Source organism: Mesorhizobium sp. WSM4807 (genome assembly GCF_055811615.1).
The window spans coordinates 16456-34821 of sequence record NZ_JBVVQY010000006.1 but is presented as its reverse complement, the minus strand read 5'-3'; the positions used below and the strand labels follow the sequence as shown (position 1 = coordinate 34821).

Sequence of the window (18366 nt, the reverse complement as noted above, 5' to 3'; positions counted from 1 at the left end):
GGAGGAGGGCACATGGCGCGCATCGACTGCAACCATATCCGCCACGCCTACGGGCCGCATCCGAAGTCGGACAAGGACTATGCGCTGAAGGAGGTGCATCACGCCTTCGAGGACGGCGGCGCCTATGCGCTGCTCGGGCCGTCGGGCTGCGGCAAGACCACGCTGCTCAACATTATTTCCGGCCTGTTGTACCCGTCGCATGGCGAGCTTCTGTTCGACGGCAAGGACGTGACCAATCTGTCGACGCAGGAGCGCAATATCGCGCAGGTGTTCCAGTTCCCGGTCATCTACGACACCATGACCGTCTACGACAATTTGGCGTTTCCGCTGCGCAACCGCGGCGTCCCGGAACCTGACGTCGACCGCAAGGTGCGCGAAACTTTGGAAATGACGGGCTTGGCCGATATGGCCAAAAGAAAGGCGCGGGGGCTGACCGCCGATCAGAAGCAGAAGATCTCGCTCGGGCGCGGGCTGGTGCGCTCCGATGTCAACGCGATCCTGTTCGACGAGCCGCTGACCGTCATCGATCCGCATATGAAGTGGGTGCTGCGCTCGCAACTGAAACAGCTGCACAGGCGCTTCGGCTTCACCATGGTCTATGTCACGCATGACCAGACCGAGGCGCTCACCTTCGCCGAAAACGTCGTCGTCATGTATGAGGGCGAGATCGTGCAGATCGGCTCTCCCGCAGAGCTCTTCGAGCGTCCCAAGCATACATTCGTCGGCTATTTCATCGGCTCACCGGGCATGAACGTCATGCCGGTCGCGGTCGAAGGCAGGAACGCGCGGCTCGGCAGCCAGACGATCGAATTGCCGGGCGCGCCCAAGGCCGGAATCACAGGCGCGATCGAACTCGGCATCCGCCCCGAATATGTCAGGCTTGGCGCCAGCGGCATGCCGGTTTCAATCCGCAAGGTCGAGGATATCGGCCGCCACAAGGTGGTGCGCGCCAGTTTCGAAGGCCGCGACATCGCGGCGATCGTCGGTGAGGACGAGGACATTCCCGCCGATCCGAAGATCGCTTTCGACCCGGCCGGCATCAATATCTATGCCGATTCCTGGCGCGTCGAGATGGGAGGCTGAACTCCATGGATAAGACCTGGAACAACAAGGCTTGGTTCATGGTGCTGCCGGTGCTGGTGCTGGTGGCGTTCAACGCAATCATCCCGCTGATGACGGTGGTCAACTATTCAGTTCAGGAGACGTTCGGAAACAACCTGTTCTTCTTTGAAGGCGTTAAGTGGTTCCAGGAAGTCCTTAATTCGCCGCGCTTCCACGCATCGCTCCTGCGCCAGTTCGCCTTCACCGGGTTAATCCTGCTGATCGAGGTGCCGCTAGGCGTGGCGGTGGCGCTTGCCATGCCGCGTTCCGGCCCATGGGTCGCGGTCTGCCTGGTGTTGATGTCGCTGCCGTTGCTGATCCCATGGAACGTCGTCGGCGCTATGTGGAACATCTTTGCGCTGCCGGACATCGGGCTGCTCGGCTATGTTATCAACGCGATGGGCATCAGCTACAATTTTACCAGCCAGCCGCTGTCGGCGTGGTTCACCGTCGTCCTGATGGACGTATGGCATTGGACCTCGCTGGTGGTGCTGCTTGCCTATGCAGGCCTCGTCTCGATACCCGACGCCTACTATCAGGCTGCAAAGATTGACGGTGCATCACGTTGGTCGGTGTTCCGCTTTATCCAACTGCCCAAGATGAAGCGCGTGCTGACCATTGCTATGCTGCTGCGGTTCATGGATTCCTTCATGGTCTACACTGAACCGTTCGTACTGACCGGCGGGGGACCGGGCAATGCCACGACCTTCCTGTCGATCGATCTTGTCAAGGCAGCGCTCGGCGAATTCAACCTCGGAATCGCGGCGGCCATGAGCATCATCTACTTCCTGATGACGCTGCTAGTGTCGTGGCTCTTCTACACCCTGATGACCCAATCCGAAGCGGAGGGCTGAGATGACATCGGTGAAGGAAGGCCTTGGGGACAAAAGGGGCGACGTTTTGATGCGAGAGCAGACAACGCCGCCACCGGCGTCGAATGCGGCGGGTCTCCGGTCGGCGAGCGTAATGAGCGGACGCGGCCGGGAGGCGCGCTTCCTTTGGCTCGTGCCGACGGTCTACATCATCTTCCTGATGCTGCCGATCTACTGGCTGCTCAACATGTCGTTCAAGACTACGAACGAAATCCTCGGCGGCTTCTCATTGTGGCCACGCAGTTTCACGGTGGCGAGCTATGTCGAGATCCTCACCAACCCCGTTTGGTACAATGGCTACATCAGCTCCATCAGCTATGTATTTATCAACACTGCGATTTCGGTCAGCGTGGCGCTGCCCGCTGCCTATGCCTTCTCGCGCTACCGCTTCCTTGGGGACAAGCACCTGTTCTTCTGGCTGCTGACCAACCGCATGGCGCCGCCGGCGGTTTTCGCGCTGCCGTTTTACCAGCTCTACTCGGCCATCAATCTCTTCGACACGCCATGGGCCGTTGCGCTGGCGCACTGCCTGTTCAACATACCGCTCGCAGTGTGGATTCTCGAAGGCTTCATGTCCGGCGTGCCGAAAGAGATCGACGAGACGGCCTTCATAGACGGCTATTCCTGGCCGCGGTTCTTCGTGAAGATATTCATGCCGCTGATCGCTTCCGGCATCGGTGTCACGGCGTTCTTCTGCTTCATGTTCTCTTGGGTCGAGCTGTTGCTCGCCAAGACGCTGACGTCTGTCGCCGCGAAGCCGATCGCCGCCGTGATGACCCGGACGGCGAGCACATCGGGCTACGAACTCGGATTGCTCGCGGCCGCCGGCGTGCTCACCATCGTTCCGGGCGCGATCGTCATCTGGTTCGTCCGGAACTATATCGCCAAGGGGTTTGCGCTCGGCCGCGTCTAGCGGCGGCGCAGGGAAGGAGTAAAGACGATGGATCTGTCATGGATGGCCTGGACTTGGCAGACCGCCACGTTCTTCGGCGTGATCCTGCTTCTTCTGGTCGGGATGACCGCGTGGGAGTTGGCCAGTCCTGGCGGAGCGCCGCGCCATGGCATTCTCGGCCTCGATACTACGCGTGGCGACCGACTGTTCATTTCGCTGCTAGGCAGCGCCTACATCCATCTCGCTTGGCTGGGTCTTGTCGGACCCAACCTGTGGTGGGCACTCGCCCTCTCGATCGTCTACGCCATCGGCGTTTTTCGATTCGTCTAGGGGGAGAAACTGTTGGAGCGGCCGCACAACGACCGCTCCGATCGCACTTGAAACCGAAATGGGAGGAACCTCATGCGACGTCACCTACTAACATCGACAACGGCACTAGTCCTGCTGCTCGGGGCCAGTCGGGCCTACGCAGGCATGGACGAAGCCAAGACATTCCTTGACACGGAAATCAATGGCCTTTCGACCCTCGATCGCTCGGCTCAGGAAGCCGAAATGCAATGGTTTGTCGATGCTGCGAAACCCTTCGCCGGCATGGAAGTCAACGTGCTGTCGGAAGGTATCCCGACACACACCTATGAATCGACCGTGCTCACCAAGGCGTTCGAGGCGATCACCGGCATCAAGGTCAACCACCAGATCCTCGGCGAGGGCGAAGTCGTCCAGGCCGTGCAGACCCAGATGCAGACCAACCGCAACCTCTATGACGCTTATGTCAACGACAGCGACCTGATCGGCACCCATTCGCGGCTGCAGCTTGCCGTGAATCTCACTGATTTCATGGCCGGCGAAGGCAAGGATGTCACCCTTCCGACTCTCGATCTCGAAGACTTCATTGGCATCAAGTTCACGACCGGCCCGGACGGCAAGCTCTACCAGCTCCCGGACCAGCAGTTCGCCAACCTCTACTGGTTCCGCAAGGACTGGTTCGACAAGCCGGAACTCAAGGAAAAGTTCAAGGCCAAGTATGGCTACGATCTGGGCGTCCCAGTGAACTGGTCCGCCTACGAGGATATCGCCGAATTCTTCTCCAAGGACGTGAAGGAAATCGACGGCGTGCAGGTCTTCGGACACATGGACTACGGCAAGCGCGCACCCGATCTCGGTTGGCGCATGACTGACGCGTGGCTGTCCATGGCCGGCACCGGCAGCCCCGGCGAGCCGAATGGCATCCCGATCGACGAATGGGGCATTCGCATGGAGGCGGGCACCTGCAATCCGGTCGGCGCGAGCGTTTCGCGCGGTGGCGAGGCGAATGGTCCGGCGTCGGTCTATGCCATCGCCAAGTGGGACGAGTGGCTGCGCAACTTTGCGCCTCCCGGAGCAGCGAGCTACGATTTCTACCAGTCGCTGCCCGCGCTGAGCCAAGGCAACGTGGCCCAGCAGATCTTCTGGTACACGGCTTTCCTTGCCGACATGGTGAAGCCCAAGTCGGAAGGCAACAACACGGTCGATGATCAGGGCAATTTGTTGTGGCGCATGGCCCCGTCGCCGCACGGCCCGTACTGGAAGGAAGGGCAGAAGATCGGCTATCAGGACGTGGGCTCTTGGACGATCCTGAAATCGACCCCGGCCGATCGTGCCAAGGCCGCCTGGCTTTATGCGCAGTTCGTCGTGTCGAAGACCGTGTCTTTGAAGAAGTCCCATGTCGGGCTCACTCTGATCCGCGATTCCGACATTCGGCATCAGTCGTTTACCGACCGTGCGCCCAAACTCGGCGGCTGGGTGGAGTTCTACCGCTCTCCAGACCGGGTCGCCTGGTCGCCGACCGGCATCAACGTGCCCGACTACCCGAAGCTCGCCCAGATCTGGTGGCAGCAGATCGGCGACGTGAACTCCGGGGCGTTCACGCCGCAGCAGGCGATGGACCGCCTCGCTGAGGAAATGGACATCACGATGGCCCGCATGCAGGCCGCCGACGAGTCCGCTAAGGTCTATGGCGGCTGTGGTCCGCGACTGAACGAGCCGAAAGATCCGGCCGAATGGTTGGGCAAGCCGAACGGTCCTAAGGCCAAACTCGAGAACGAGAAGCCGAAAGGCGAGACCATCGTCTATGAGGAACTGATAAAGCGCTGGACCACCCAGTAGGCTTGCCGAACCGCCAAAGCGGAAAGAGACCACAGGGAGGCGGCGCGAGCCGTCTCCCTTCGTTGTAACTGAGGGGTAGACAGCATGACCGGATACATCTTGTCGATCGACCAGGGCACCACGTCCAGCCGCGCCATCGTGTTCGACGGGTCCATGAAACTCGTGGGCAGCGGACAAAAGGAGTTTGCCCAGCACTATCCGGCCTCCGGCTGGGTCGAGCACGATCCAGAGGAAATCTGGGACACGGTCGTTTCGACCTGCGAGGCAGCCTTGGCTGCTGCTGGGCGAAAGGCCGCCGACATCGCGGCGATCGGCATCACCAATCAGCGCGAGACCGTCGTCATCTGGGACAGGACGACCGGCAAGCCGATCCACAACGCGATTGTCTGGCAGGACCGCCGCACCGCGCCGCTGTGCCAGAAATTGAAGAAGCAGGGGCTGGAGAAGAAGTTCACCAGAAAGACCGGCCTGCTGCTCGATCCCTATTTCTCCGGCACCAAGATTGCCTGGATGCTGGACAAGGTGAAAGGCGCTAGGAAGCGCGCCGAAAAGGGCGAATTGCTGGCCGGCACAATCGACAGCTTTTTGATCTGGCGGCTGACCGGCGGCAAGGTTCACGCCACAGACGCCACCAACGCCTCGCGCACACTCGTCTACAACATCGAAGATAATGAATGGGACAACGAGCTTCTGGCCATTCTTGGCATACCGGGAAGAATGCTGCCGCAGGTGAAGGATTGCGCCGACGATTATGGAATCACAGAGAAAAGCCTGTTCGGCGCAGAAATAAAGATTCTCGGCGTGGCCGGTGATCAGCACGCGGCGGCCATCGGCCAGGCCTGTTTCGAGCCGGGCATGATGAAATCCACCTACGGCACCGGCTGCTTCGCGTTGCTCAACACCGGCAGTGATCTGGTGCGCTCGAAGAACCGGTTGCTGACGACCATTGCCTACAGGCTGAACGGCAAGACCACTTATGCGCTGGAAGGGTCGATCTTCATCGCGGGTGCTGCCGTACAGTGGCTGCGCGACGGCATCAAGGTGATCGGCAAGGCCGAGCAGAGCGGTGTGCTGGCGGCGAGCGCCGATCCGACTCAAGAAGTCTATCTGGTGCCGGCTTTCGTCGGGCTTGGCGCGCCGCACTGGGACGCCGACGCACGCGGCGCCATCTTCGGGTTGACCCGCAATTCGGGCCCGGCCGAATTTGCCCGCGCCGCATTGGAATCCGTGGCTTTCCAGACCCGCGACCTGCTCGATGCCATGCGCAAGGACTGGAAGGGTGCTTCAGCGAAGACCGTTCTCAGGGTCGATGGCGGCATGGTGGCGTCGGACTGGACGATGCAGCGGCTTGCCGACATCCTCGATGCGCCGGTCGACCGTCCAACCATTTTGGAGACGACGGCACTCGGCGCGGCATGGCTGGCCGGCTCAAAGGCGGGCGTCTGGCCGAAGACGAGGGAATTCGCCAGGAGTTGGGCGCTCGAGCGGAGGTTTCGACCTGACATGGATGGATCGGTCCGTTCCGCAAAGCTGGCGGGGTGGCGCCATGCTGTGCGCAGGACGCTGAGCACGCTGTAAATTTCGCGCACCAAAAAAAGCCTGCGCCGGTGCCGGCGCAGGCTCTTCAACAATCGTTATTCAACTCTGCCCGGCGTATCAAAAGGGCGAGATGCACTGCCGGCGAGGGCCGTAGTAAGGCTGGTACGTGTTGTCATAGGCCCGGTAAGATCTGTAGCGGTTGTAGCACCACTGCACGTGGGCATCGCCTCGATAGACGCGGCGGTACTGGTTGTTGACGATCGCGCCGGTGATCAGCGCCCCAGTGGCGAAGGCAGCCAGCGGGAACCAGTAGTCGCCGTAACGGCGATAGCTGGGACGATAGTAGCGATAACCGCGATAGCCGCGCCAATACCTGCCGTCGTCACGGGCGAAATCGCGACGGTAGAGGTCGCGACGGGAGAAATCGCCGTTGAAATTACGCCTCCACCGCCCGTGGTAGACAGTCTGGACATCCGACGAGACGCTCTGACCTGGCGGCACGTATATGGGCTGGGCGTTGACGGGCACGATCTCCGCTACAACGAATGACGCTGACAGCGCGGTCGCCAGCAAGCCCGACATGATCCTGTTCATGATCTTCTCCTTGAAAGCGTCGTCCCTTGTAGCGACAAAAACGGGTAGGGTTGCGCAATTGTTCCGCGAAAACAGCAAAGCTGCTGATTCGTAATGCGTCTCGGCTTTCTGCGAGACAGCCACTCCGGCCTTGCCGAAGCGGTCTGCGAGGCGTCACGAGACCGCGAAAAGTCCAGCTTACGTGCCCACTTTTTCCGGTTGACCGGTCGAGACACTCTCCCTATGTTCCGCGCAATTTCGAGGGCGGCATTCTGAGCCCGCGGGAGCGCGTAGCTCAGCCGGTAGAGCAACTGACTTTTAATCAGTAGGTCCAGGGTTCGAATCCCTGCGCGCTCACCATTGTTTCATATGAAAAGTCAATTATTTAGGCTGATCCGGTGGAGCATAGCCAGAACCTATGACACTGCGAAACGCTCACGGCGCACCTGTTCCGGCGTCAGATGGCTGCCGACCGCAAGCGATAGCACAGCAGCATTCTCCTAGCCGCCCGCCCCGTCGCCCACCATTGTATTGGTAAGCGCCTCATAGCATCGGGGCAGGTTCTCCCAAGAATCGTGTGCTGAGACATCCGGAAGACTTCGATCATACCAGCGAGACATTCCCGCCGGCGTGGCGCTCCAGCCGGCCGGCGAGGTCGAGTTCCAACAGCACCATGAAAACCTGGGCGGGATGCAGGCCGGTGTGGCGGATGATTTCGTCGACCGCCACCGGCGTTGGGCCGAGGGCTTCGATGACGCGGGCGCGGTCGTGTTCGCCGGGTGGCGGCGTTGCGGAAAAGTCGGGCGGCTTTTCGAGCGGCGGCGCCTCTCGTGTCTGCACTCCGACTAAGGGGGCGATCGCATTGGCAATATCCGATGCCTCGGTGACCAGGGTGGCGCCGTCCTTGAGCAAGGCGTTGGCGCCGGCGGCGCGCGGATCGAGTGGCGAGCCGGGGACGGCGAAGACCAGTCGGCCCATCTCGCCGGCAAGCCTGGCGCTGATCAGCGAGCCGGAGCGTTGCGCGGCCTCGACCACGACCAGCCCCAATGCTGCACCGGCGACAAGGCGGTTGCGGCGCGGAAAATCCTGGGCGCGCGGCTGCCAGCCGAATGGCATTTCCGAAATGATGGCGCCGCCGCGCTCGGCAATCTCGTTGCACAGCCCGGCATTCTCGGGCGGGTAGGGCAAATCGAGGCCGCCGGCCAGCACACCGATCGTGCCAGTCGCAAGGCTGCCCTGATGTGCCGCCGTGTCGATGCCGCGCGCCAGGCCGGAGACGATGCCATAGCCGTCGCGGCCGAGTTCGGCGGCGAGCGTTCGCGCCATCTTGATGCCGGCCAACGAGGCGTTGCGGGCGCCGACGATGGCAACCGCCGGCAGCCGGAACACCGCACCTTCGCCCTTGACCGCGAGCAGCGGCGGCGGATGGTCCATGCTTTTCATCAATGACGGATATTCGGCCTCGCCGATGCCGACGAAGCGGGCGCCGGCCTGCCAGGCCCTCTCCAGTTCCGCCTCTGCCTCGGCAATCGACGGGATGCGGACGCTCTTTCTAGCGCCGCCCGAAATCATCAGCTCGGGCAGCATCTCGAGCGCCGTCTCGGCCGAACCGAAGCGGTTGATCAGATCGCGAAAGGTGGCCGGGCCGACATTCGGCGTGCGGATCAAACGAAGCCAGCTCAACCGCTGCCGGTCGCTGAGTCGCGGCCCGGCGGCGCGCTGGCTCACTCCTTGGCCCCGATCTTGCTCTCGGTGCCGGCCAGCAGCCGCGCAATGTTGGCCCGGTGTTTTATGAAGACGATCAGGCTCATCAGCACGAACAGCCCGGCAATCTCAGGCGTGCTAAGGACATAGAGTGCAATCGGCACGACGACTGCAGCCGTCAGCGCCGCCAGCGAGGAATAGCGGAACAGGAAAGCAGCGGCCAGCCAGACGACGGCGAAGATCAGCGCCACCTGCCAGGCAAGGGCGGTCAGCACGCCGAGATAGGTGGCGACACCCTTGCCGCCTTTGAAGCCGAGCCAGACCGGAAAGAGATGGCCGAAAAAAGCGCCGAGGCCGGCCCAAGGCCCGAGTTCCGGTGCAAAGCGACCAGCGATCAGCACAGCCGCCGAGCCTTTCAGCGCGTCGAGCAGCAGCGTGGCGGCGGCCAGGCCCTTGTTGCCGGTGCGCAATACATTGGTGGCGCCGATATTGCCGGAGCCGATATTGCGGACGTCGCCAAGACCGGCGGCGCGGGTGATCAGGAGCCCGAACGGGATCGAGCCGAGCAGATAACCGAACACCAGCGCCAAGACGATGCCGTAAGCCATTGTTCCCCCAGATATGCCCTAAAGCGCGTCGCGGTTGACCGGCCTCATGCGACGCGCTTTAGGTTGCTGTTTTATGCATGTCGTTATCGCAAATCCGCTGCACACTTTTGCGCGACATGCATTAGGCTGAAAACACTGTGCGGCCCGCCACCATCGTTTGCAAGACCTTGCCCTGCAGCCGCGCGCCTTCGAAACAGGTGTTTTTCGAGCGCGAACGGATGCCGCTTTCGCTGACGATCCATGGCTCGTCGAGATCGACCAACGCAAGATCGGCGACCGCACCCGGCTTCAGCGTGCCGCCGGGCAGGCCGAACAGTCTTGCCGGCGCGGTGGACAATGTCTCAACCAATCTAAGCAGCGTCACGTCGTCATTGTGATAGAGCCGCAGCGCCGCACCCAGCAGCGTTTCCAGTCCGATGGCACCGGCCGCGGCGTCGGCGAAGGGCAGGCGCTTGGTGTCGACGTCCTGCGGGTCGTGCGAGGATACGATGAGGTCGATCGTGCCGTCCTTGACCGCCTCGATCATCGCCATCCGGTCTTCCTCGGCGCGCAGCGGGGGTGTCAGCCGGAAGAAGGTGCGGTATTCGCCGACATCGTTCTCATTGAGCGACAGATTGTGGATCGAGACGCCTGCTGTGACATTCGCGCTGTCGGCTTTCGCCCGCGTTACCGCGTTTGCCGCCATGGCCGTCGAGATCTTGGCCGCGTGATAGGTGCCGCCGGTCAGCCGCGCCAGCGCAAGGTCACGCTCCAGCGGAATGGACTCGGCCTCGCGCGGAATGCCGGCAAGGCCGAGCCAGCTGGCATAGAGGCCTTCATTCATGACGCCTGACGAGGCGAGGTCGGGGTCTTGGGTTTCATGAGCGATCACGCCGCCGAAATCGCGCGCATAGGTCAGCGCGCGGCGCATTACCAGTGCGCTTGATATGGTGTGCCGCCCGTCGGTGAAGGCGACCGCGCCGGCCTCGCGCAGCAGCCCGAATTCGGTCATCTCGCGGCCTTCGAGGCCCTTGGTGATCGCAGCCGCCGGAAAGATGTTGACGATGGCCGTGTCCTTGGCGGTGCGCCGCACGAATTCGACGAGCGCGACATTGTCGATCACCGGGTCGGTGTCGGGCATCATGACGATGGAAGTGACGCCGCCGGCGGCCGCCGCCACGCTGGCCGAAGCGATGGTTTCGCGGTGCTCACCGCCCGGTTCGCCGATGAAGACGCGCGCATCGATCAGACCGGGGATAACAGCCTTGCCGGCGCAGTCGATGACGACGGCATCTTGCGGAGCGCCCTGGTTCAATGCCGCCTTGCCGGCAGCGACGATCTTGCGGCCCTCGACAATGACCGTGCCGACCTCGTCGATGCCGCGCGACGGATCGACGATGTGCGCCCGGCTGAAGACCGTTGTGTTCATGCGCCGCGGCCCTCGAGGTTGCGGTCCTCACGATTGCGGCGGGGGTCGAGCAGGGCTTCCATCACCGCCATGCGCACGGCAACACCCATCTCCACCTGTTCCTGGATGACGCTCTGCGGACCGTCGGCGATTTCCGAGGCGATCTCGACGCCGCGGTTCATCGGGCCGGGATGCATGACCAGAGCGCCGTCCTTGGCCGCCTTCAGCTTCTCGGCATCGAGGCCGAAATAGTGGAAATATTCGCGCACCGAAGGCACGAAAGCGCCTTCCATGCGCTCGCGCTGCAGCCGCAGCATCATCACCACATCCGCGTCCTTGAGCCCTTCGGCCATCGAACGGGTGACGATCACGCCCATTTTCTCGACGCCGGCGGGCAGAAGCGTCGACGGCGCCACGACGCGGACCTGGGCGCCGAGCGCATTGAGAAGCATGATGTTGGAACGCGCCACGCGCGAATGCAGGATGTCGCCGCAGACCGCCACGATCAGCTTCGACAGCGGGCCCCTGGCGCGGCGGATGGTCAGCGCGTCGAGCAGCGCCTGCGTCGGGTGCTCATGGGCGCCGTCACCGGCATTGATCACCGAGCAGCCGACCTTTTGCGCCAGCAGTGCGGCGGCACCCGCCGACTGGTGGCGGATGATCAATATGTCCGGCCGCATGGCGTTCAGCGTCATCGCCGTGTCGATCAGCGTCTCGCCCTTCTTCACCGAAGAACTGGCCACCGACATGTTCATGACGTCGGCACCGAGCCGTTTTCCGGCCAGCTCGAACGACGACTGCGTGCGGGTCGAGGCTTCGTAGAAGAGGTTGATCTGGGTGCGGCCGCGCAGCGTCGAGGTCTTCTTCTCCGACTGCCGCGAGATCGCGACCGCCCGGTCCGCCCTGTCCAGCAAAAGCTCGATGTCGGCGGGGGAAAGATCGCGGATGCCCAGAAGATGGCGGTGGGGATAGAGTGGCAGGGACGAAGCGTCGGTCATCTCAAGGCGCTGCTATAGGGTGGAGGACCTTTGGCTGCAAGCACCAGCTTTGGATTGCGGCCTTTCTCCCCGGTATTTTCGTCGCGCGCGTTGCGCGGCTTGGGCTATAAACCGCCGATGGCTTCGGATTCGTGGCCTTGTGATGATGATGATAAGGACAATGCGTGACCGACGACGTGACGAACCAGCCGCCGCCGCTGGCAGGCGGCAACGCCTGGCGGGGCGATCCGTTGCTGATCCAGCTTGCCGAGCGTTTTTCCGATCCGGTGCGCAAGGATCTCGACGGGCTCGGCCGTTTCGTGCTGACGCACGAGGCGCAGGAGCTGGCCCGCCTTGCCAATGTCGAGACGCCGAAGCTCAGGACCCATGACCGGCAGGGCCGGCGCATCGATCTGGTCGAGTTCCATCCAGCCTATCACGCGTTGATGCGCCGGTCGGTGGCGAACGGGCTGCATTCGTCGGTCTGGGAAAATGGCGATGCCGAGATCGGCCGCCGTCATCAGGTGCGCGCCGCCCGTTTCTACCTGACGGCCGAGCTCGAAACCGGGCATCTCTGCCCCATCACCATGACCAGCGCATCGCTGGCAGCGCTGATGGCAAGCCCGAAGCTTTTTCGCGAATGGGCGCCGCGTGTGACGACACGCAAATACGACCAGGGCCAGAAGCCGCCGGTCGAAAAGGCCGGGCTGACGCTGGGCATGGGCATGACCGAGAAGCAGGGCGGCACCGACGTCCGCGCCAACGTCACCAGGGCCGAGCGCGCCGGCAGCAGCTTCTATCGGCTGACCGGCCACAAATGGTTCATGTCGGCCCCGATGTCGGATGCGTTCCTGGTGCTTGGACAGGCGCCGGAAGGGCTTTCGTGCTTTCTCGTTCCCCGCATTCTCGGCGATGGGTCGGGTAACGGCTTCCGCTTCCAGCGGCTGAAGGACAAGCTCGGCAACCGCTCCAACGCGTCGTCCGAGGTGGAGTTCGTCAACGCCATCGGCGAGATGGTCGGCGAGCCAGGGGCGGGCGTCAAGACGATCATGGACATGGTGACGCTGACCCGGCTCGACTGCGCGATCGCCTCGTCGGCGATCATGCGTGCCGGGCTGGCCGAGGCCGTCCACCACACCCGTCACCGCCAGGTGTTTGGAACCAATCTGATCGAGCAGCCGCTGATGCAGCGCGTGCTGGCCGACATGGCGCTCGACGTCGCTGCGGCCACCGCGCTGTCGTTCCGGCTGGCGCGCTCCTTCGACGAGGCGGCCAGCGACCGCGGCGAGGCGGCCTTCGCGCGCGCCATGACGCCGGTCGTCAAATACTGGGTCTGCAAGATCGCACCACCGCTGCTCTACGAGGCGATGGAATGCCTCGGCGGCAATGGCTATGTCGAGGAGGCGCCGCTCGCCCGCTACTATCGCGAAGCTCCGGTCAACGCGATCTGGGAGGGATCCGGCAATGTCATGGCGCTCGACGTGCTGCGCGTGCTGGGGCGTGCACCCGGCCTGTTCGAGGAGGTGCTGGTCGGCATCGATCGCGATCTCGGCGCCGGCGGACGCGGCACCGTCGGTGTGCTCAAGGCGGCAATGCAGGTCGCGGCAACCGACGAGGGCTCGGCCCGCCTGCTCACCGAGCAACTGGCGCTGTCGGCGGCAGCGGCGGAGCTTCGCAGGCTGGGGGCAGGGCGGATCGCCGACGCCTTCGTCGAGACGCGCCTCGCCGGCCAGTGGCGCAATACTTATGGCATGCTCGATTCACGCCATGACGCGCGTATGATCATCGATACGCTTTATCCGCCGGTCACCTGAGAGGAGACTTGGGAGGGTTTCTCGTCGTCTGTCGCGCCGCTGTGGATGACCGTTAACCTTAACAAATGGTTTCCATTGCGATGGCGGGCCGCAAAGCCCACTGTCCTGTTTACGGAAGCAGGATCGCCATGCGGCATATATTAAGCTCCTTTCTGGCCTTGCACTGGGCGGTCGTTTTCGCCCTGCTCGCGTTCATCTGCATCGACGGGAATCGCGGTGTTGCGGCAGCGCTTGGCGTGCTCGGCGTCGTCGTCCAGAATATCCGCTTCGTCGACCTCGAAAACGCCGTCGTCGTGGCACCGCTTGCCGTAGCGCTGCTTGTTGTAGCGGTGCTGTTTTGCTGGGCCTTTGTCGAGACTCTGTTTAGCGACCCGACAAATCCGGACGCCACCGACAGCGTCGTGCGGGTCGCCTTCATCTCCGCCTCCGGCGTACTGTCGCTGATTGTCGTCGGCGGCGCCGCGCAAGGCATCAACGGGCTATTCATGGCTATCGCGGTGCAACTGGCGGCACTGCTGGCTTCCTATGTCGCCATGCTCGCAGAGCGGCGGTCGGCCCTTGCCGCAACGGTTCCGGGCACCGGTGAAGTCCGTGCCGCCGCGCATGTGATGGCGAAGGCGGCGGCGCACAACTCGGCGCTCTCGCGCATTTCCGGCCGGCCGGACGCAAGCTTCGGGCCGGACACAAACTTGAGGGATCGCCGCTGATGCGCACCTTGTTCGCGCTATGGGCGGCCCCGCTCGCCCTGTTCTGGGGCTGGTTCTTCCTGTCGCTCAACGATATCAATTTCGGCTACGTCATGCTGAGCCGCCAATTGCATGACCTCGTCTTCCAGCTCTATGGGGAAATGCTTGGCATCGATCCGGCGCTCATTCCCGGCATGGTGGCAAAGGCCTGCATCCTCGACAGTCTGCTGCTCATGGCGTTTTGGGCGTTCCGCCGCCGCCGGGTGATCGGTGGCTGGATCAGGATAATGCTCGACCGCTATTTCGACCAGGCACCGACGCCGAGCGCCTGAAGCCGGTCGAGAACGCCCTGCAGAATAAAGGCCGCCGCGGCGGAATCGATCTTGCCGGCGCGTTTGCGGCGCGAAAAATCCATCTCGATCAACGTCCGCTCAGCCGCCACCGTCGACAGTCGCTCGTCCCACAAAACGAAGGGCAGGTCGGTCACAGCAGCCATGTTGCGGGCGAAGGCGCGGGATTTCTGGGCGCGCGGGCCTTCCGACCCGTCCATGTTGACCGGCAGACCGAGCACCACGGCCCCGACGTTCTCTTTCTGCAGCAAGCCGAGCAGCACAGCTGCATCCAGCGAGAATTTCCTGCGCATGATGACGGGACGCGGGTGGGCGAAGGCAAAGCCCCGGTCGGAAACCGCGACGCCAATGGTCTTGTCGCCGAGGTCGAGCCCGGCCAGCGTCTTGCCGCCGCTGAGCCGTGCCGGCAGCTCTTCGATGGTGATGATGCTCAACGGCTTTCCTTCGACTGCTGCCCGCAAAGGACGCTGCGGGACTTTAATTTCACTGCCGGCGTTCTATCCTTTGGCAAAGCAAAAATCGAGGAAGGCATTCATGAAACTGACCTGGTACGGACATTCCGCATTTCGCATCGAAACCACCGACGCGAAAATCCTCATCGATCCCTATCTGATCGGCAATCCGTCATGGAAGGGCGGCTGGGAAGAGCCGGCGGAAGGGGTGACGCATGTCCTTTTGACCCATGGCCATAGCGATCACATCAGCGGTGCGCTGGAAGTTCTTGGGAAAAGCGGCGCCATGCTGGTCGCCAATTTCGAGGTCTGCATGTACCTGGTCGGCAAGGGCGCCAGCGACAAGAAGATCAATCCCGGCAATATCGGCGGCACCGTCGATTGCGGCGGTTTCACCACCACCTTCGTCCAGGCCCTGCATTCATCGTCATTCCCAGGTGACAATGGCCAGAACACTTATCTCGGCAATCCAGGCGGTCTCCTGCTGCATTTTCCGGAGGACAAGACACTCTATCACATGGGCGACACCGACATCTTTTCCGACATGGCGCTGATCAACGAATTACATGAGCCGAAGATCGGCATTGTGCCGGTCGGCGACCGCTTCACCATGGGTGGCGCAGTGGCAGCCCTTGCCTGCCGGCGCTTCTTTCAGTTCGAGACCGTCATCCCCAGTCACTTCGGCACGTTCCCGATCATCGACCAGACCGCCGACAAGTTCGTCGCGGGGTTGGAGGGATCCGGCGTGAAGGTGGCGTTGCCGGAGATCGGCGGGACGATCACCTTGTAGAGGATGCCAAAGCCGGCAGCTGTTTCCTCTGCGACGGCGTGGCCCTGCCTTGGACCTTCTGGGCCGGTTCTCGGCACGATGCATGTTGCGCGGCACGCGCCGCGCCGCTATAGCGCGGACTGGTTTTCCCGAGGCACAAACAAATATGTCCGTTGATGTCAAGACTGTGAAGCGCGTCGCGCATCTCGCCCGTATTGCGGTGAGCGAGGAGGATGCCGAGCGCATGACCGGCGAGTTGAACGCCATTCTGGGCTTTGTCGAGCAATTGAACGAGGTCGACGTTTCCGGCGTCGAGCCGATGACTTCAGTTATCCCGATGGAGATGAAGAAGCGCGCGGACGTCGTCACCGACGGCAACAAGGCGGCCGACATCGTCGCCAACGCACCGGCCACCGAAGAGAATTTCTTCCTCGTTCCGAAGGTCGTGGAGTAGCGGGCCGATGGCAATCGAGATCGCCATCGAGAAGCCGCTGCAGGACGAAGTGCGCGGGCTGGTTAAGGAACTCAACGACACGCTGCTGGAACTGACGCCGCCGGAGCACTGCTACCACATGTCCGTCGAACAGATGGCCGACAATGACACAACCGTCTTCATCGCTCGCGACAACGGCCTTGCCATCGGCTGCGGCGCGCTGAAGCGCCACGATGGCGCCGTCGGCGAGGTCAAGCGCATGTACACGCGGCCTTCGCATCGTGGACGGAAGATTGGCGCCAGGATCGTCGAGCGGATCGAAGCGCTGGCGCGCAATGAAGGGCTGAAGCGTTTGGTGCTGGAAACCGGCGACCGCCATCCGGCTGCGTGGACCGTCTATGAACGCGCCGGATTTTCGCGCTGCGGCCCGGTGCTGGACTACCCTGATACCGAGTGGTCGGTGTTTTACGAAAAGAGCCTTGCCTGATGAGCGACCTGACCCACCTGACGATTTCGCAGGCCCGCGCCATGCTGCGCACCAAGGAAATCACCGCAACCGAGATCACCGAAGCCTATCTCCAGGCGATCGAGCGGGCCAATCCGGCGCTCAACGCCTATGTCGTCGTTACCGATGATAAGGCGCGCGACATGGCCAAGGCCTCGGACGCGAAGCTGGCGAAGGGCGAGGGCGGGTCGCTCGAAGGCATTCCGCTCGGGATAAAGGACCTGTTCGGCACCGAAGGCATTCACACCCAGGCCTGCAGCCATGTGCTGGACGGGTTCAAGCCGCACTTCGAATCAACCGTCACCGCCAATTTGTGGGCCGACGGCGCCGTCATGCTCGGCAAGCTCAACATGGACGAGTTCGCCATGGGCTCCTCCAACGAGACCTCCTACTACGGCCCTGTCGTCAATCCGTGGCGGCGTTCGCGCCTCGACACGGTGGTGATGCCGACCACGCATCAGGGCGATGGCGGTTTTGTCTCGGCCGGCGGCACCCGGACTGCGCGTACGCTCGACAATGCCCAGCTTGTGCCGGGCGGCTCGTCGGGTGGCTCGGCCTCCGCCGTTTCGGCGCTCCTGTGTGCCGGCGCCACCGCCACCGACACCGGCGGGTCGATCCGCCAACCCGCCGCCTTCACCGGCACGGTCGGCATCAAGCCGACCTACGGCCGCTGCTCGCGTTGGGGTATTGTCGCCTTTGCTTCGTCGCTCGACCAGGCCGGACCGATCGCCCGCGATGTGCGTGACGCCGCGATTCTCTTGAAATCCATGGCCTCGGTCGATCCGAAGGACACCACCTCGGTCGACCGGCCGGTGCCGGATTACGAGGCGGCGATCGGCAAGCCGATCAAGGGCATGAAGGTCGGGATCCCCAGGGAATACCGCGTCGACGGCATGCCTGAGGGGATTGAGGCGCTGTGGCAGAAAGGCATTGCCTGGCTGAAAGATGCCGGTGCTGAGATCGTCGACATTTCGCTTCCGCATACCAAATATGCGCTACCCGCCTATTACATCGTTGCGCCCGCCGAAGCCTCATCAAACCTCGCCCGCTATGACGGCGTCCGCTACGGGCTGCGCGTGCCGGGCAAGGACATCGTCGACATGTATGAAAAGACCCGAGCCGCCGGGTTCGGCCGCGAGGTCAAGCGCCGCATCATGATCGGCACCTATGTCCTCTCTGCCGGCTACTACGATGCCTACTATCTGCAGGCGCAGAAGGTGCGGAATCTCATCAAGCGGGATTTCGAGAATGCATTCGCGGCGGGCGTCGATGTCATCCTGACACCGGCAACGCCGTCGGCGGCCTTCGGCATTGCCGACGAGGACATGGCCGCCGACCCGGTCAAGATGTACCTCAATGACATCTTCACGGTGACGGTGAACATGGCTGGACTGCCGGGCATCGCCGTGCCCGCAGGGCTAGACGCCAAGGGCCTGCCGCTCGGCCTGCAGCTCATCGGCCGGCCCTTCGACGAGGAAACTTTGTTCCAGACCGCCCATGTCATCGAACAGGCGGCGGGTACGTTCCAGCCGGAAAAGTGGTGGTAGTGTCGTCTCCCA

At 62.8% G+C, this 18366-nt stretch carries 19 protein-coding genes and 1 tRNA gene; 14 read left to right on the top strand and 6 right to left on the bottom strand.

Annotated features, from left to right (window positions below; genetic code table 11):
• The first annotated feature begins 12 nt into the window (after positions 1–12).
• From AC0L3N_RS09645 to glpK, 6 genes are all read left to right on the top strand, one after another.
• The gene (locus tag AC0L3N_RS09645) at positions 13–1083 is read left to right on the top strand and encodes an ABC transporter ATP-binding protein (protein ID WP_473547340.1); all 1071 of its coding nucleotides are present in this window, start codon (positions 13–15) and stop codon (positions 1081–1083) included.
• Positions 1084–1088: 5 nt separating this feature from the next.
• Positions 1089–1955 carry a carbohydrate ABC transporter permease gene (locus AC0L3N_RS09640; RefSeq protein ID WP_065007669.1) on the top strand — a complete coding sequence of 289 codons (867 nt, stop codon included), beginning with the start codon at positions 1089–1091 and terminating at the stop codon, positions 1953–1955.
• Between the two features lie 112 nt (positions 1956–2067).
• Positions 2068–2886 carry a carbohydrate ABC transporter permease gene (locus AC0L3N_RS09635; RefSeq protein WP_065007668.1) on the top strand — a complete coding sequence of 273 codons (819 nt, stop codon included), beginning with the start codon at positions 2068–2070 and terminating at the stop codon, positions 2884–2886.
• Between the two features lie 27 nt (positions 2887–2913).
• A complete protein-coding gene (locus AC0L3N_RS09630) occupies positions 2914–3195 on the top strand; it encodes a DUF2160 domain-containing protein (RefSeq protein WP_473547338.1) in 282 nt (93 codons plus the stop codon).
• 72 nt (positions 3196–3267) lie between these two features.
• A complete protein-coding gene (locus AC0L3N_RS09625; protein WP_473547336.1) occupies positions 3268–5010 on the top strand; it encodes an ABC transporter substrate-binding protein in 1743 nt (580 codons plus the stop codon).
• 84 nt (positions 5011–5094) lie between these two features.
• Positions 5095–6588: a glycerol kinase GlpK gene (gene glpK, locus AC0L3N_RS09620; RefSeq protein ID WP_473547334.1), complete on the top strand. Its 1494-nt coding sequence runs from the start codon at positions 5095–5097 to the stop codon at positions 6586–6588.
• Positions 6589–6666: 78 nt separating this feature from the next.
• On the opposite strand, the gene AC0L3N_RS09615 is transcribed toward glpK, so the two are convergent.
• Positions 6667–7143 carry a BA14K family protein gene (locus AC0L3N_RS09615; protein ID WP_473547332.1) on the bottom strand — a complete coding sequence of 159 codons (477 nt, stop codon included), beginning with the start codon at positions 7141–7143 and terminating at the stop codon, positions 6667–6669.
• Positions 7144–7406: 263 nt separating this feature from the next.
• Here AC0L3N_RS09615 and AC0L3N_RS09610 point away from each other — a divergent pair.
• Positions 7407–7482, top strand: a tRNA-Lys gene (locus tag AC0L3N_RS09610).
• 243 nt (positions 7483–7725) lie between these two features.
• On the opposite strand, the gene dprA is transcribed toward AC0L3N_RS09610, so the two are convergent.
• The 4 genes from dprA to AC0L3N_RS09590 all read right to left on the bottom strand — a co-directional run bounded on the left by dprA (position 7726) and on the right by AC0L3N_RS09590 (position 11819).
• On the bottom strand, positions 7726–8850 hold the full coding sequence (dprA, locus tag AC0L3N_RS09605) for a DNA-processing protein DprA (protein ID WP_473547330.1): 1125 nt from the start codon (positions 8848–8850) through the stop codon (positions 7726–7728).
• Positions 8847–9434, bottom strand: coding sequence for a glycerol-3-phosphate 1-O-acyltransferase PlsY (gene plsY / locus AC0L3N_RS09600; RefSeq protein ID WP_473547328.1), 588 nt, complete (start codon positions 9432–9434; stop codon positions 8847–8849). Before plsY ends, dprA begins: the two co-directional genes overlap by 4 nt.
• Positions 9435–9555: 121 nt before the next feature.
• Positions 9556–10842, bottom strand: a complete 1287-nt coding sequence (locus AC0L3N_RS09595) for a dihydroorotase (protein WP_473547326.1) — start codon at positions 10840–10842, stop codon at positions 9556–9558.
• Positions 10839–11819 carry an aspartate carbamoyltransferase catalytic subunit gene (locus tag AC0L3N_RS09590; protein WP_473547324.1) on the bottom strand — a complete coding sequence of 327 codons (981 nt, stop codon included), beginning with the start codon at positions 11817–11819 and terminating at the stop codon, positions 10839–10841. The genes AC0L3N_RS09595 and AC0L3N_RS09590 overlap by 4 nt, the downstream gene beginning before the upstream one ends.
• A gap of 164 nt (positions 11820–11983) precedes the next feature.
• On the opposite strand from AC0L3N_RS09590, the gene AC0L3N_RS09585 reads away from it, so the two are divergent.
• The 3 genes from AC0L3N_RS09585 to AC0L3N_RS09575 all read left to right on the top strand — a co-directional run bounded on the left by AC0L3N_RS09585 (position 11984) and on the right by AC0L3N_RS09575 (position 14630).
• A complete protein-coding gene (locus AC0L3N_RS09585; RefSeq protein WP_123145823.1) occupies positions 11984–13612 on the top strand; it encodes a DNA alkylation response protein in 1629 nt (542 codons plus the stop codon).
• 128 nt (positions 13613–13740) lie between these two features.
• A complete protein-coding gene (locus tag AC0L3N_RS09580) occupies positions 13741–14319 on the top strand; it encodes a hypothetical protein (protein WP_473547322.1) in 579 nt (192 codons plus the stop codon).
• On the top strand, positions 14319–14630 hold the full coding sequence (locus AC0L3N_RS09575) for a DUF6105 family protein (protein WP_123145824.1): 312 nt from the start codon (positions 14319–14321) through the stop codon (positions 14628–14630). The genes AC0L3N_RS09580 and AC0L3N_RS09575 overlap by 1 nt, the downstream gene beginning before the upstream one ends.
• On the opposite strand, the gene ruvX is transcribed toward AC0L3N_RS09575, so the two are convergent.
• Positions 14597–15082 (bottom strand): Holliday junction resolvase RuvX, encoded by a 486-nt coding sequence (ruvX, locus tag AC0L3N_RS09570; RefSeq protein WP_123145825.1) that lies wholly within the window; start codon positions 15080–15082, stop codon positions 14597–14599. The two genes, AC0L3N_RS09575 and ruvX, sit on opposite strands and share 34 nt — an antisense overlap.
• A 100-nt stretch (positions 15083–15182) precedes the next feature.
• Here ruvX and AC0L3N_RS09565 point away from each other — a divergent pair, with 100 nt between their 5' ends.
• The 4 genes from AC0L3N_RS09565 (at position 15183) to AC0L3N_RS09550 (ending at position 18354) form a co-directional block, all read left to right on the top strand.
• Positions 15183–15890 carry a metal-dependent hydrolase gene (locus tag AC0L3N_RS09565; RefSeq protein WP_473547320.1) on the top strand — a complete coding sequence of 236 codons (708 nt, stop codon included), beginning with the start codon at positions 15183–15185 and terminating at the stop codon, positions 15888–15890.
• Positions 15891–16035: 145 nt separating this feature from the next.
• Positions 16036–16323, top strand: coding sequence for an Asp-tRNA(Asn)/Glu-tRNA(Gln) amidotransferase subunit GatC (gene gatC, locus AC0L3N_RS09560; RefSeq protein ID WP_473547318.1), 288 nt, complete (start codon positions 16036–16038; stop codon positions 16321–16323).
• Positions 16324–16330: 7 nt separating this feature from the next.
• The gene (locus AC0L3N_RS09555) at positions 16331–16789 is read left to right on the top strand and encodes a GNAT family N-acetyltransferase (protein WP_473547316.1); all 459 of its coding nucleotides are present in this window, start codon (positions 16331–16333) and stop codon (positions 16787–16789) included.
• Positions 16789–18354 (top strand): amidase family protein, encoded by a 1566-nt coding sequence (locus AC0L3N_RS09550; RefSeq protein WP_123145828.1) that lies wholly within the window; start codon positions 16789–16791, stop codon positions 18352–18354. Before AC0L3N_RS09555 ends, AC0L3N_RS09550 begins: the two co-directional genes overlap by 1 nt.
• Positions 18355–18366 lie beyond the last annotated feature (12 nt).

Excerpts from the sequence above, each read along its gene's own strand:
- AC0L3N_RS09550 (WP_123145828.1), top strand. The coding sequence starts at position 16,789 with ATGAGCGACCTGACCCACCTGACGATTTCGCAGGCCCGCGCCATGCTG.
- AC0L3N_RS09595 (WP_473547326.1), bottom strand. The coding sequence starts at position 10,842 with ATGAACACAACGGTCTTCAGCCGGGCGCACATCGTCGATCCGTCGCGC.
- AC0L3N_RS09625 (WP_473547336.1), top strand. The coding sequence starts at position 3,268 with ATGCGACGTCACCTACTAACATCGACAACGGCACTAGTCCTGCTGCTC.
- AC0L3N_RS09615 (WP_473547332.1), bottom strand. The coding sequence starts at position 7,143 with ATGAACAGGATCATGTCGGGCTTGCTGGCGACCGCGCTGTCAGCGTCA.
- AC0L3N_RS09555 (WP_473547316.1), top strand. The coding sequence starts at position 16,331 with ATGGCAATCGAGATCGCCATCGAGAAGCCGCTGCAGGACGAAGTGCGC.
- AC0L3N_RS09580 (WP_473547322.1), top strand. The coding sequence starts at position 13,741 with ATGCGGCATATATTAAGCTCCTTTCTGGCCTTGCACTGGGCGGTCGTT.
- AC0L3N_RS09635 (WP_065007668.1), top strand. The coding sequence starts at position 2,068 with ATGAGCGGACGCGGCCGGGAGGCGCGCTTCCTTTGGCTCGTGCCGACG.
- glpK (WP_473547334.1), top strand. The coding sequence starts at position 5,095 with ATGACCGGATACATCTTGTCGATCGACCAGGGCACCACGTCCAGCCGC.
- plsY (WP_473547328.1), bottom strand. The coding sequence starts at position 9,434 with ATGGCTTACGGCATCGTCTTGGCGCTGGTGTTCGGTTATCTGCTCGGC.
- AC0L3N_RS09590 (WP_473547324.1), bottom strand. The coding sequence starts at position 11,819 with ATGACCGACGCTTCGTCCCTGCCACTCTATCCCCACCGCCATCTTCTG.
- gatC (WP_473547318.1), top strand. The coding sequence starts at position 16,036 with ATGTCCGTTGATGTCAAGACTGTGAAGCGCGTCGCGCATCTCGCCCGT.
- AC0L3N_RS09575 (WP_123145824.1), top strand. The coding sequence starts at position 14,319 with ATGCGCACCTTGTTCGCGCTATGGGCGGCCCCGCTCGCCCTGTTCTGG.
- AC0L3N_RS09645 (WP_473547340.1), top strand. The coding sequence starts at position 13 with ATGGCGCGCATCGACTGCAACCATATCCGCCACGCCTACGGGCCGCAT.
- AC0L3N_RS09630 (WP_473547338.1), top strand. The coding sequence starts at position 2,914 with ATGGATCTGTCATGGATGGCCTGGACTTGGCAGACCGCCACGTTCTTC.
- AC0L3N_RS09565 (WP_473547320.1), top strand. The coding sequence starts at position 15,183 with ATGAAACTGACCTGGTACGGACATTCCGCATTTCGCATCGAAACCACC.
- AC0L3N_RS09640 (WP_065007669.1), top strand. The coding sequence starts at position 1,089 with ATGGATAAGACCTGGAACAACAAGGCTTGGTTCATGGTGCTGCCGGTG.